This window comes from Maribacter sp. MAR_2009_72, from assembly GCF_007827235.1.
GTDB lineage: Bacteria > Bacteroidota > Bacteroidia > Flavobacteriales > Flavobacteriaceae > Maribacter > Maribacter sedimenticola.
Genome location: NZ_VISB01000001.1, coordinates 3,126,920 through 3,139,821, shown reverse-complemented (window position 1 = coordinate 3,139,821; position 12,902 = coordinate 3,126,920). Strand labels below are relative to the sequence as shown.

The following is a 12,902-nucleotide window of genomic DNA, read 5'->3' as shown; positions in this document are numbered from 1 at the left end:
AACTACATGTCTAATAGGTAAGCAAAAATTAAGGGTGCAACAATTGTGGCGTCACTTTCAATAATATATTTTGGGGTATTGATATCTAGCTTTCCCCAGGTTATCTTTTCGTTAGGTACGGCTCCGGAATATGAACCGTAACTTGTGGTGCTATCACTTATTTGACAGAAATAGCTCCAAAAAGGTGTGTTAGTACGCTCCATATCCTGATATAACATAGGCACTACGCAAATTGGGAAATCTCCTGCTATACCACCGCCAATTTGAAAGAAACCTATACCATTTTCAGAATTATCCGTATACCAATCTGCCAAAAAGGTCATGTACTCTATTCCAGATTTCATGGTGCTGGCCTTCAACTCCCCTTTTAGCACATAGGATGCAAAAATGTTACCCATTGTACTATCTTCCCAACCTGGACAAATAATAGGTAGATTCTTCTCAGCTGCGGCATACATCCAAGAATCCTTTAGGTCTATTTCATAATATTCCTCTAACACTCCGGAAAGTAACATTTTGTACATAAATTCATGGGGCAGGTAACGTTCCCCTTTATCATCGGCATCTTTCCAAATCTTAAATATATGCTGTTGCAGCCTTCTAAAGGCCTCTTCCTCCGGTATACAAGTATCTGTTACCCTATTTAGGCCTTTTTCCAATAGGTCCCACTCATCTTGTGGAGTTAAATCCCTGTAATTGGGCACTCTCTTATAGTGTGAGTGTGCAACCAAGTTCATGATATCCTCTTCTAGATTGGCACCTGTACAAGAAATAATCTGCACCTTGTCTTGGCGAATAACCTCTGCGAAAATTTTACCCAGCTCCGCCGTAGACATGGCTCCGGCCAAGGAAACCAACATTTTGGCTCCATTGTCCAATTGTTGTTCATATCCTTTTGCGGCATCTACCAAGGCAGCGGCATTAAAGTGTAAATAGTATTTTTCTATAAAATTGGTGATAGCACCTTTAGTCTTCGTCATCTTCAAATTTTGAATTTGTATTTGCTTTGTAATCGATATCATAAGTATTGTCATACTCCTGATCTATATCTTGCCCGGCAAATTTATAGCTAAGCATTTTGTAATATAATTTGGCCGCCAAAAAGTCCGATGATCGATCGTTCTTATTAGGACATAGTTCAACAATATCGAAACCAACCACATTCTTGTCTTCAAATACCTGTTTCAAGAACTCTAAGGTTTCGTACCAAAACAATCCACCAGGTTCTGGAGTACCTGTAGACGGCATAATTGAAGGGTCAAAAGCATCAAGATCAAAGGTGATAAAAACATTATCTGTCATGGTATCTATAACCTTATCCATCCAATATTCGTCGTTCACCATATCATGGGCAAAGAACGTTTTATCTTGATCCATTAATGTTTTTTCAATACTGTCCATAGAACGTATACCAACCTGCACCAAATTCGTGGTTTGGTTGGCCTCATAGACCGCACATGCATGATTGTATTTGCTACCTTCATAAGACTCCCTTAAATCTGCATGGGCATCTATCTGAAGAACGGTCAGGTTGTCAAAACATTCGTTGAAAGCCCTTATTGAACCAATGGAAATAGAATGTTCACCTCCAAATAAGGTTACGAATTTATTACGCTTGATAAAATCCTTTGTAATAGCATGCACCTCTTTTACCACGGCCTCTGGTGAGCTGTTTACGGTAATGGGGCTGGTTAAATGAATACCTTGCTTGTAAACTTCAGAATCTGTTTCAATATCATACAGTTCCATATTCTCAGAAGCTTCCAAAAAAGCTTCAGGGCCTTTATCCGCTCCTTTTCCCCATGTACTGGTTCCGTCATAAGGAACAGGGATCAATATAATCTTTGATTTTTCCAGTTGGGCGAATTCATCGGAAATACCCGCATAATTCTTAGATGTACTCATGTTACTTTAGCTATTGTTAAGTGGTTTTGTTTTGAAAAAATGTTCAATTTTAAAATGTATTCAATTGTTTATATATTTTTTGACCTATGATTAATCTTCTCCTAAAGATAGGAAAATATGCTATTGGGCTGGTGAATCCACATCATATCCTAAAATTCCCAAAAGGTCTTCCGCTTTTTGTTGTCCCTTAAATAATTTATAGGAAAATTTACCGCTTTCATCCTTATCTATTAAAATATGTTTGGGCTGTGGTATAAGGCAGTGCTGCAATCCTCCATAACCCCCAATGGTTTCTTGGTAGGCCCCTGTATTGAAAAATCCTATATATAATGGTTTTTCCCTTTTATATTTTGGCAGGTAGATGGCGTTCATATTCTGTTCGCTATTATAATAATCATCACTGTCACAGGTAAGACCCCCCAATAGAACGCGTTCATACTCATCGTTCCATCGGTTTATGGGAAGCATTATAAATCTCTTGTTAATGGCCCAAGTATCTGGTAGCGTGGTAATGAACGAAGAATCGATCATATTCCATTTTTCCCTATCGTTCTGCTGTTTTTGATATAAAATCTCATAAATGGCCCCACCGCTCTCACCTACGGTAAAACTACCGAACTCCGTAAAAATATGAGGTACCGGTACATCTGCCTCTGAACAGGTTATATTGATCTGGTTCAAGATCTCATTAATCATATATTGATAATCATACTCAAAGGCCAATGAGTTTTTTATAGGAAAACCTCCTCCAATATTTAAACTGTCCAGGGATGGACAGATTTTCTTTAAGCGGACATACACCTTTAAACATTTAACAAGTTCGTTCCAATAATAGGCATTATCACGAATGCCGGTATTAATGAAGAAGTGAAGCATTTTTAGCTCTACCTTATCATTGTCCTTTATTTGGTTTTCATAGAATGGAACTATATTCTTATACCCTATACCCAACCTAGAAGTATAGAACTCAAATTTTGGTTCTTCTTCTGATGCAATACGTATACCCACTTTAAACGTATCGTCAATAACATCTGTCAACAAGTCTATTTCCTCATAGTTATCAATGATAGGAATACAGTTTTGGTGCCCGTTATTGATTAACCGTGCAATATTGTCAATATATTTTTCACGCTTAAATCCGTTACAAATGACAAATGTTTGATCATTTAATTTACCGTCTTCCTTTAATTTTTCAATGATATTGATATCAAATGCAGAGGAAGTCTCCATATGGATATTATTCTTAAGGGCTTCATGCATGACATGTTGAAAGTGCGAACTTTTGGTACAATAGCAATAATGGTATTTTCCCTTGTAATTATTTTTCTCAATGGCATTGGCGAACCAATTTTTAGCCCGTAATATATTTTCTGAAATTTTGGGCAGGTATGTAAACTTTAAAGGACTACCATATTCTTGCACTAGCTCATGTAAGGGTATGCCGTGAAACTGGAGGTGTTCACCATCTAGATTAAACTCTTCTTGGGGAAAATAATAAGTTTGATCAATTAGATCAATGTATTTGGTATTCATGAAATGAAATTATAATGAAAAATGAATTTTGTTAAATATAACAACTACTCTAGGCTTTGAAAGTTAAGAAAACGTAACCATCATAATAAAAAAATCAGACTAAAATCTGTTTTTGTGTAGTAGGAATGAAGAAGTAATCATGCTGGCTTTGCATGATAGCGTTGTATTTGTTGGAAGTTTGCTTTACTAATCGGCAACCTATCTTATAAGCCATTTGCGAGAAACACTTCCAATTTCCCTCAAACCCGAACATAGAATAACGATACATAATGTTCAGCTAAAAGCCTGAAATCTCCAACCCACAAAGTAGTGTGTTAGGACACGACAAATGAAATCAAAAAAATTGAAAAAACAAGGCTTTTTATTTTTTTTACGACCAGTGGCAAAAAAAAAATTTTTTACCTGAATTAAATTTTAAAAACTCATGTAACTAGTTTATTTTTAATAGTTTAAAAACAAGCTCATACTACGAAAAATAATGAAAAACAATATACATACTCCATTTTGGCTTATCATTATGCTGTTTTTATCAATCAGTTTAGGCGTATATGGCCAAATTATGCCTGGTGTTTATACGGATACGGTTGAGACCAATGGCGTAAAAAAGGTACATCAAGTAAAAATTTTTAACGATTATTTTGTCTATAACGAATATGAAATAACACCTGCTACGTTCATTAAAACTTTAGGCGGCTTTGTGGATTATGAAATGACCGGATCTGAAAAACAGATTTTACTGCGTTTAGAATTTAATTCTGACTACAATAAAGATGCACAGACCCAACTATCCATTCCTTATACAATTGATGGAAAAAATTTAAAATTATACTGGACAGAAAATTTAACCTTAAAACCTACGGCCAATAGTAATCAAGAATTGGACGGAGCATGGCTATTTGCCACTAGGGGCCCGGATAACGGTCAGGAAAGGCGCGGGGAAAGCAATACAAGAAAGACATTAAAGTTATTGACTAACGGTACTTTTCAATGGATTGCCTATGACACACAATCCTTTCGCTTTTCTGGAACTGGTGGTGGAACATATGGTGCAAAAGATGGTATATATACGGAACAGATAGAATTTTTCTCCAAGGATGACACCAGGGTGGGCGCTACCCTAAACTTTAATTATAATCTTAAGGATGATGATTGGCACCATACCGGTAATAACAGTAAAGGAGAACCTATGTATGAAATTTGGGGCAAGAGACGGTAATTAGTCCGTGATCAAATTATTATTTAAAAAGTAGCCTCGGCAAGAATCGAACTTGCATCTAAAGTTTAGGAAACTTCTATTCTATCCATTGAACTACGAGGCCAAGATTTTTAAAAGACGGTAAAAATAAAAATATTTTAAATATTCCTATAACATTAATGCGTAACATTTATTATTCTGGATATACTTCTACGACCATTTCTACCTCAACCGCCATGTTACCAGGCAAAGACACCATACCAACGGCGGCACGGGCATGTTTTCCTTGATTGCCAAAAACCGCGACCATAAGATTGGAATAACCATTGATTACTTTGGAATGATCGGTAAAATCAGCCGTAGCATTTACCATTCCGTGAACACTAACGATTCTTTTTACTTTTTTAAGGGATCCCAATTCCTTCTTTAACACGGATAACTGATTAATTCCTGCTTCACGTGCCGCAAGATACCCTTCTTCTACACTTAAATCTTGCCCCAATTTCCCAACAATATTTTCACCGTCGGCTTGCCTTGGTCCTTTACCTGCTAAAAACATTAAGTTTCCACTTCTAGCGGCATGCACATAATTTGCCAAAGGATTACCTATATCCCGTAATGATATGCCCAAACTATCTAATTTGGCTTCTGGATCATAATTACTTTGTAAAACCTGGTTGTTCAATGTTGTGCTCTCTTCTAATTTTCTGTCCACATTGGTACAGCTACTCCATACTAAAACAACAAATAAATAGATTACATTTTTCATGGATATATTATTTAACGGGTTCCCTTTACGAAATACAAGGTAGTTAATAGTTAAGAATCAACATAGTAGGCATGAAAACCTAGATTATCATGATTATATAAATAGCATTAAAATTTCTGGAAATAGTAATTTTTATGTCGTATGTCGCACTTATAGTATCATTTTACTAAAAAAGCACCGTTATAATTTCATTTTTATTAGTTTAGCATATTAACCAAAACATCAACTAAATCAATACAAATATGGAAAGTTCTAGTACAACTCCTACAGTAAATGCGAATAGGCTCTTCTATGCCAGCTGTTTTGCATTAATTACCACGGCATTTTCTTTTGCCATTGCGGCAGGTATTTTGGACCAACTTAAAACTGAGTTGGAACTCAGCGCCAGTCAAGCGGGGCTCATTACTTCTATGTGGTTTGCGGGTTTCCCGATCGCCATGGTCATAGGTGGTCTAATCTATCATAAAGTAGGCGGAAAAGCCATAATGCAGTTTGCATTTTTTGCGCATACCATAGGTATCATATTACTGATTTTTTCCGGCAGTTATATGGGCCTTTTGATTGCAAACCTTTTAATTGGTTTGGGTAATGGTTGTACGGAAGCGGCTTGTAATCCTATGATAGCTGATGCTTATAAAGGCAATAAAATGAGTAAAATGTTGAACCGCTTTCACATGTGGTTCCCAGGAGGTATTGCAGTAGGCAGTTTACTTTCCGGCTTTATGACAAATCTTGATATTACCGGTCAAAATCAGGTTTGGATATTATTAATACCAGCCGTTATTTATGCCTTTTTGTTTTACGGACAGACATGGCCAAAAGCCAAAATTGAAGAAGCGGCTACCATTAGTGGTAATTTAAAAGGAATGTTCACCCCATTGTTCTTGTTCATTGCCGTATGTATGGCATTAACGGCTATATCGGAATTTGGACCAAACCAATGGGTAGGGCTTATACTTTCCAAAAGTGGAGCAGAACCAACTTTGATTTTAGCCTTAACAGCAGGGTTAATGGCTATAGCACGGTATTTTGGTGGGAACATGGTCGCTAAATTTGACCAAACGGGGGTATTATTAGGTTCCGCCATCCTGGCAACCATAGGAATATATCTGTTTAGTACACAAACGGGTACCATGGCTTATGTAGCGGCCGTAATATTTGCATTGGGCATTGCCTATTTCTGGCCAAATATGATTGGGCTTACAGCAACCAAAACTCCCAAAACCGGTGCTTTGGGCATGTCTATCATAGGTGCTATAGGGATGTTTTCCACATCAATTTTTCAACCGATTATTGGAGGTTGGATCGATGCCGACAGAGCTGCAGCAGAGGCACAGGGTTTTACTGGTGATGAACTGGAACTGGTTTCCGGTCAGGAAACATTAGGTACTATGGTTCTATTTCCAGCCATACTTATTGTATTGTTCACCATATTATATTTCTGGTTAAAAAACAGAAAGAGTGAAGTAGAGGTTGCCGTAGCGTAACCAAAATACCATAACTTAAAATTGGCCGGATATACCATATATTCGGCCAATTTTAGTTTTAATTGGTAGTTAAAAGTAATTTGAGCAATTGAATTGCCGCCTCACTTATTTTTGTTCCCGGTCCAAAAACTGCCGTAGCTCCCGCTTGCTCCAAAAATGCATAATCCTGTTTGGGTATTACCCCACCTACAATTACCATAATATCCTCCCGGCCATAAGATTTCAATTCCTTGATTACTTCCGGTACCAAAGTTTTATGTCCGCCTGCAAGGCTAGAAATACCCAAAATATGCACATCATTCTCTACGGCCTGCTTTGCCGTTTCCTTTGGAGTCTGAAAAAGGGGACCAATATCTACATCGAATCCTAGATCGGCATAACCGGTAGCCACTACTTTTGCGCCCCTATCGTGACCATCTTGTCCCATTTTGGCAATCAAAATACGAGGGCGTCTACCGTCTTGCTCTGCAAATTTATCCGCAAGTTCCTGTGCCCTCTTAAAATCCTTGTCTTCCTTTATTTCTCTAGAATACACTCCCGTAAATGAATTTACTACCGCCGTATGCCTACCAAAGGCGTTTTCCAAAGCATTACTGATTTCCCCTAGTGTAGCTCTTTCCCTGGCAGCTGTTATTGCTAAAGCTAGTAAATTTTCGTTCGTATCCCTTTTTTCAAGCTTAATTTTAGCTGCCTTCGTCAATGCCTTTAGAGAACGTTCAACATTCGCCGTATTCCTTTGTTTTTTTATAGTAGTTAAACGTTCTATCTGTTGTCTTCTTACCTCTTTGTTATCTACCTCCAATATCTGTAATTGGTCTTCTTCCTGAAGTTGATATTTGTTGACACCCACAATAACATCTTGCAAGCTATCTATTCTTGCTTGCTTTCTTGCTGCGGCTTCTTCAATTCTGGTTTTGGGTATTCCGGTCTCTATTGCTTTTGTCATGCCACCCAAATGCTCTACTTCTTCCATAAGTTCCCATGCTTTATGGACAAGATCGTGGGTAAGTTTTTCAACATAATAACTACCTGCCCAAGGGTCTACTGTCTTAGTTATCTGGGTCTCTTGTTGAAGGTACAATTGGGTTTCCCTGGCAATACGTGCAGAAAAATCCGTAGGTAGGGCAATTGCCTCGTCCAAAGCATTGGTATGCAGACTTTGGGTCCCCCCAAAAACCGCCGCTGTTGCTTCTATAGTGGTTCTGGCAACATTGTTAAATGGATCCTGTTCCGTTAAGGACCAACCACTGGTTTGACAGTGTGTTCTAAGCATTAAGGATTTTTCATTCTTGGGATTAAATTGCTGAACCACTTTTGCCCATAGCATTCTTGCAGCGCGCATTTTTGCTATTTCCATGAAATGGTTCATACCAATACCCCAAAAGAAAGAGAGTCTTGGAGCAAAATCATCTATTTGCAATCCTGTCCCTAATCCGGTTCTTATATATTCCAATCCGTCCGCAAGGGTGTAAGCCAGCTCCAAATGTGCTGGGGCACCTGCTTCATGCATATGATACCCAGAAATACTTATACTATTAAATTTGGGCATATGCTTACTGGTATATTCAAAAATATCTGCAACGATTTGCATGGAAGCCTTTGGAGGATATATATAGGTATTGCGCACCATAAACTCCTTTAAAATATCATTCTGTATAGTGCCTGATAATTGTTGTAGAGAAACCCCTTGTTCTTCGGCAGCTACAATAAAGAAGGCCATAATAGGTAAAACCGCCCCGTTCATGGTCATTGAAACGGACATTTCATTTAACGGTATACCTTTAAAAAGTATTTTCATGTCCTCTACCGTATCAATGGCTACTCCAGCTTTGCCAACGTCACCTATTACACGCTCATGATCACTATCATAACCCCTATGGGTGGGCAAGTCAAACGCAACCGATAATCCTTTCTGCCCAGCTTTTAAATTTTTCCTATAAAATTCATTACTTTCCTTTGCGGTAGAAAACCCTGCATATTGTCGTATGGTCCATGGACGTTGAACATACATAGTGGTATATGGTCCACGCAAGAATGGAGGAATACCTGCGGCAAAATTCAAATGTTCTACATGGGCCAAATCCGCATTTGAATATTTTGGTTTGATTTGGATGGTTTCAGCTGTTTCAAAAAATGATTTGTCCTTATTAACGGTTTGGCCTAAGGGTGCGGGTTTAACGGTATCCGCCAATTGAATATGCTGCATGTCCTTTCTACTCATGAGACAAACGGTTTTGCTCTAATTCTTCTGCCAATCTTTTTTCGATTATAGGAAGTATCAATGTCTTTCTTGGTTTTCTTTTGACAAAGGGAAAAAGTTCAATCTCATTGGACATTGTATCCGTATTCGTTACAAAAGCATTGGTACCTACTAAAACCATTTGCTTGGAATTAAATTTTTCCTGCTGTTTTTTGGCGGCAATGGCAATCTGTTGCTGAATAGTATGACTTTTTAGCAGTTTTAAAAATCCACCTTCCTTTTCAATACGTTTAAAATACAGCAATGCCTTCTCGGCTAATTGATTTGTCAAGGTCTCTATATAATAACTGCCGTCTGCCGGGTTTTTTACTTTAGCGAAATAACTCTCTTCCTTCAAAAGAAGTAATTGGTTTATAGCAATACGATTGGAAAACTTATTTTCTTTCTTAAAAATCGCATCATACGGCATATTAAAAACCGTATCCGACCCGCCTAAAACGGCTGACATAGATTCCGTCGTAGTCCTAAGCATATTAACATTATAATCATATACCGTTTTGTTTCTTCTTGAAGGTGTTGATATGATGTGGCACGGAATGGATATTTCGTATGCACCTATCAAAGTAGACCAAAGTTTTCTAAGCGCCCTAATTTTTGAAATTTCGAAAAAGTAATTTCCCCCTATCGCCAATTTAAACTCCATTTTTTTTAATCGATGGAGGTCACCTTGCTCTTGACACATATGTAAATACTCATTGGCATGGGCCATGGCATATGCCAATTGCTGTACAATATCCGCCCCTGCATTTTCATATAACCCAACATTAACCTGTAGCACATTTTCAATATTTAGGGAAAGAATATCCTTTACCCCCAATAGGTCTTCTTTCATAGAATGGTGCCAATTACCTGTTCTTGCCAAATAGCCGACAGGATCTACCCCAAAACTTATTTTGGAAGCATCTGGACAACGGTGTATTGAATTTGAAATATAGCTTTTGGACAAAAATTGCATATCAAAGTATATTTTTACAAGATTGATATCAATATTGTCCAAAAGTGATGACACATCAATGGTATCATTAGGAATTAAAAAAGTAATAGCCTCCGCCCCTCTTTCAATATGTCTTAAGGCGTTAGCATTTGCCATTCTTGCATTGCCGGCATAAACCAAATGGCCAATCTTCCATGAATTACCTTTAGCGGATAATGGAGTGGTATTCCCCAAATCCTCTGAATTATAGAAAGGTTTTATCTTGATGCCTTCAGGAGTATCCCAAACAACTTCTTCATTATACTCTTTACCTTTTAGAGCATATTGAATTTTTTGTTTCCACTCTTTTGCGGAAATTTCCCGAAAATTGTCAAACAAGGTTTTACCATTCATGTGCGGTTGCTTTTAGGTGTCAACACATTAGAAAATGAGCTGTAACCACATAGGTTAAACAGCATAGTCAAAGATACAATAACAATAAGTGATGCATTAATTAGCCGAGATTATTCCTCTATATCCTTGGCGTCCATATTCTGAACATCCACGGTCTCAATTCTGGACAATTCCTTTAGTTGACCTTTTTCAAATAATGCTGGGAGGTCGCTTAATGAAGTTCCTATTGGAGCCTCCCAATTTATATAATCCTGAAATCGTATACCGTCTACGGTTCTTGGGTTATAAGCACTTCTAAACCTAACACCTCCTTCATTTACACTATAACTATATGCCAAATAGTTTATGTAATGCGATTTTTTGTTGATCCAGTACATAAAGATATCATCATGGTCCACACCACCCCCTTCTTGTTTAAACGTGACCTTGACCACATCATAATCCTCCCCTTTTACCACGGCTTCACCAACATATTGTTTTATTACGGCATTGTCCTTTAGCTTATGGGGTAATGTAGCAAAATAAACAACAGAGTTTAAGGCATTGCTATACTTGGTCTTGTCTTCTAAAGACAACGTAACAGGGTTTTCGTTAACGGTTCTTTTAAACGTGCCGTTTTTTAAATAATCTGCAATACGGTTTCCAACACTATCAATAGAATGAACCGTATAGGTATTCCCATTTTTATTGTTGAATGTATAGAGTTTGTCTCGAAAAACAAATTGATAGTTGGCACTATCATATAAAGGGCCTCCATGTGCCTTAATAGCCTCCTCTATAATTATTTCACCCTTATTATCATTAACCGTTTCAACAGTGCCGTCTGCTGCCGAGCCCTTTTCCTTGGGTTGATCTTTACAATTTAAGCCTATTAGGGACAAGGCAATCAACGCAGTCTTATAATAATGATTCATTGGCTATATAATTTTATACATCAACGGAATAACACCTAAAATACATACTTATTATGGTACTAAAAATATGAATTTGATAAAGGTATTATTAATACCTACAGGTAAAAGTTAAACATATTACAAATAAAAAGTCGAACAAACCATCAACGCAATGCTGACAGCCATTCGACCTTAATTATCTTTACCATACACACAAGTAGGAAAGATAAATATTTGATTTACTTTATTGATTTACGATAAAGGCATGGATTACACCTGGCAACCATGCAAGTAAGGTCAATAAAATACTTATTAAAAGGGTTGTACCTATACCATGGTTCATAAATACGGCCAATGGTGGTAATAATATATTTAAGATAATTGTTAATAATGACATTGTATATTTTTTATTTAATACAAAATTAGGCTCTTAATACTGAACCATTTAACTCTATACCTTGAGATCGTAACTCGAACCAAAATTCAATAAAAAAGCCCTGATCATAATGACAGGGCTTTTATTTATTTAATGTTATACTATTATTTGGTACCCGTAATCGTTACGTTTGCGCTAATCTGCAGTGCAGAAGTTATACTAATGGCACCTAGGTCAAGGCCTGTAGTGGACTCGACCTCCAGTAAAGCATTGAATGCAAAACCGTCACCTTCTTGAGTGTAGGAAGCAAAAACAAGTTCATATTCCCCTTCTTTCAAAAAGCTCAAGTTATAACCGTTATTTAAACCACTTACTTCAGAACTTGTAACCGCATTGGCAAATAATACATTGCTTTCCCCTTGACCATTACGCTCTACATCAGCATTAAATGTTCCGTTTTCATAGGCATATACAATGATTTTATCCGATGTATTTTCCGCATCGTTTGCAGAACCGGAAATATTGCCTGCCTGATCATTATTGACCGTTCTTATACCGGAAGACAGTTCCTGCATGGATACAAACTCAAAATTACCATTAGCGGAACCCTGTTCTTCCTTAATGGTCTTTCTTAAATCAAAATCTATAATGATTTCGTTGGTGGTCGTAGCCAACACCTCAAAAGAATCGGTAATAGAGATTTTGCTGGCCGTAGCTTCCAATTGGTCTTTTTCACCATTGACCAACTCAACATAACATCCTGGAGAGTTACCATCGGCATCGGTTTCATAATCCAATTCAAGTTCTATATTGGAATAGGAGCCTGCTTCTAACTCCAAATTACCTAGAGTAAGCGTTTCTCCATTGACAAGTGCAGATAAATCAAAGGTAGTTTTGTTAAAACCTTCCAAAGAAGTTCCGTCAACCTTTACGTTGGATACTGTAACGAACACAGCCTCTACATTGGAATTATCAATTGGAGCATCGGTAATCTTAAAAGTGGTATCATAGGATTCTGCATCCATATTTACATCTCCGTCATCATTATTACTACAAGAAACGGCCATTAATGTTGAAATAAAAACAACTGTAACTGTTTTCAAATAATTTTTCATTCTTTTAATTTTTAATTGTTTGGGTGTAAAACAATCCAACAC

At 37.3% G+C, this 12,902-nt stretch carries 11 protein-coding genes and 1 tRNA gene; 2 read left to right on the top strand and 10 right to left on the bottom strand.

Annotated features, from left to right (window positions below):
* Nucleotides 1-2: 2 nt before the first annotated feature.
* From JM81_RS13185 to JM81_RS13175, 3 genes are all read right to left on the bottom strand, one after another.
* Nucleotides 3-980 carry a deoxyhypusine synthase family protein gene (locus tag JM81_RS13185; protein ID WP_089258778.1) on the bottom strand — a complete coding sequence of 326 codons (978 nt, stop codon included), beginning with the start codon at nucleotides 978-980 and terminating at the stop codon, nucleotides 3-5.
* The gene (speB, locus tag JM81_RS13180) at nucleotides 967-1,905 is read right to left on the bottom strand and encodes an agmatinase (protein ID WP_089258776.1); all 939 of its coding nucleotides are present in this window, start codon (nucleotides 1,903-1,905) and stop codon (nucleotides 967-969) included. Before speB ends, JM81_RS13185 begins: the two co-directional genes overlap by 14 nt.
* 120 nt (nucleotides 1,906-2,025) lie before the next feature.
* The gene (locus JM81_RS13175; protein ID WP_089258774.1) at nucleotides 2,026-3,438 is read right to left on the bottom strand and encodes an arginine decarboxylase; all 1,413 of its coding nucleotides are present in this window, start codon (nucleotides 3,436-3,438) and stop codon (nucleotides 2,026-2,028) included.
* Nucleotides 3,439-3,916: 478 nt separating this feature from the next.
* On the opposite strand from JM81_RS13175, the gene JM81_RS13170 reads away from it, so the two are divergent.
* Nucleotides 3,917-4,654, top strand: a complete 738-nt coding sequence (locus tag JM81_RS13170) for a hypothetical protein (RefSeq protein ID WP_144804090.1) — start codon at nucleotides 3,917-3,919, stop codon at nucleotides 4,652-4,654.
* A gap of 31 nt (nucleotides 4,655-4,685) precedes the next feature.
* Here the strand turns inward: JM81_RS13170 and JM81_RS13165 are convergent.
* Both JM81_RS13165 and JM81_RS13160 read right to left on the bottom strand, forming a co-directional pair.
* Nucleotides 4,686-4,757 (bottom strand) — tRNA-Arg (locus JM81_RS13165).
* 69 nt (nucleotides 4,758-4,826) lie between these two features.
* Complete coding sequence (locus JM81_RS13160) at nucleotides 4,827-5,402, bottom strand: RidA family protein (protein WP_144804088.1); 576 nt, start codon at nucleotides 5,400-5,402, stop codon at nucleotides 4,827-4,829.
* A gap of 242 nt (nucleotides 5,403-5,644) precedes the next feature.
* Between JM81_RS13160 and JM81_RS13155 the strand changes: the two genes are divergently transcribed.
* Nucleotides 5,645-6,889 carry an MFS transporter gene (locus tag JM81_RS13155; protein WP_144804086.1) on the top strand — a complete coding sequence of 415 codons (1,245 nt, stop codon included), beginning with the start codon at nucleotides 5,645-5,647 and terminating at the stop codon, nucleotides 6,887-6,889.
* Nucleotides 6,890-6,947: 58 nt separating this feature from the next.
* Here the strand turns inward: JM81_RS13155 and scpA are convergent, their stop codons facing one another.
* The 5 genes from scpA to JM81_RS13130 form a co-directional block, all read right to left on the bottom strand.
* Nucleotides 6,948-9,110, bottom strand: coding sequence for a methylmalonyl-CoA mutase (gene scpA / locus JM81_RS13150; protein ID WP_144804084.1), 2,163 nt, complete (start codon nucleotides 9,108-9,110; stop codon nucleotides 6,948-6,950).
* Nucleotides 9,103-10,476, bottom strand: coding sequence for a methylmalonyl-CoA mutase subunit beta (locus JM81_RS13145; RefSeq protein ID WP_144804082.1), 1,374 nt, complete (start codon nucleotides 10,474-10,476; stop codon nucleotides 9,103-9,105). The genes scpA and JM81_RS13145 overlap by 8 nt, the downstream gene beginning before the upstream one ends.
* A gap of 110 nt (nucleotides 10,477-10,586) precedes the next feature.
* Nucleotides 10,587-11,390 (bottom strand): DUF6503 family protein, encoded by an 804-nt coding sequence (locus JM81_RS13140; RefSeq protein ID WP_144804080.1) that lies wholly within the window; start codon nucleotides 11,388-11,390, stop codon nucleotides 10,587-10,589.
* 223 nt (nucleotides 11,391-11,613) lie between these two features.
* Nucleotides 11,614-11,766, bottom strand: coding sequence for a YqaE/Pmp3 family membrane protein (locus tag JM81_RS13135; protein ID WP_089258762.1), 153 nt, complete (start codon nucleotides 11,764-11,766; stop codon nucleotides 11,614-11,616).
* A 143-nt stretch (nucleotides 11,767-11,909) separates the two neighbouring features.
* Complete coding sequence (locus JM81_RS13130) at nucleotides 11,910-12,860, bottom strand: DUF4382 domain-containing protein (RefSeq protein ID WP_144804078.1); 951 nt, start codon at nucleotides 12,858-12,860, stop codon at nucleotides 11,910-11,912.
* Between the last annotated feature and the right edge of the window lie 42 nt (nucleotides 12,861-12,902).

Excerpts from the sequence above, each read along its gene's own strand:
- JM81_RS13135 (WP_089258762.1), bottom strand. The coding sequence starts at position 11,766 with ATGTCATTATTAACAATTATCTTAAATATATTATTACCACCATTGGCC.
- JM81_RS13175 (WP_089258774.1), bottom strand. The coding sequence starts at position 3,438 with ATGAATACCAAATACATTGATCTAATTGATCAAACTTATTATTTTCCC.
- JM81_RS13160 (WP_144804088.1), bottom strand. The coding sequence starts at position 5,402 with ATGAAAAATGTAATCTATTTATTTGTTGTTTTAGTATGGAGTAGCTGT.
- JM81_RS13185 (WP_089258778.1), bottom strand. The coding sequence starts at position 980 with ATGACGAAGACTAAAGGTGCTATCACCAATTTTATAGAAAAATACTAT.
- speB (WP_089258776.1), bottom strand. The coding sequence starts at position 1,905 with ATGAGTACATCTAAGAATTATGCGGGTATTTCCGATGAATTCGCCCAA.
- scpA (WP_144804084.1), bottom strand. The coding sequence starts at position 9,110 with ATGAGTAGAAAGGACATGCAGCATATTCAATTGGCGGATACCGTTAAA.
- JM81_RS13130 (WP_144804078.1), bottom strand. The coding sequence starts at position 12,860 with ATGAAAAATTATTTGAAAACAGTTACAGTTGTTTTTATTTCAACATTA.
- JM81_RS13145 (WP_144804082.1), bottom strand. The coding sequence starts at position 10,476 with ATGAATGGTAAAACCTTGTTTGACAATTTTCGGGAAATTTCCGCAAAA.
- JM81_RS13170 (WP_144804090.1), top strand. The coding sequence starts at position 3,917 with ATGAAAAACAATATACATACTCCATTTTGGCTTATCATTATGCTGTTT.
- JM81_RS13140 (WP_144804080.1), bottom strand. The coding sequence starts at position 11,390 with ATGAATCATTATTATAAGACTGCGTTGATTGCCTTGTCCCTAATAGGC.
- JM81_RS13155 (WP_144804086.1), top strand. The coding sequence starts at position 5,645 with ATGGAAAGTTCTAGTACAACTCCTACAGTAAATGCGAATAGGCTCTTC.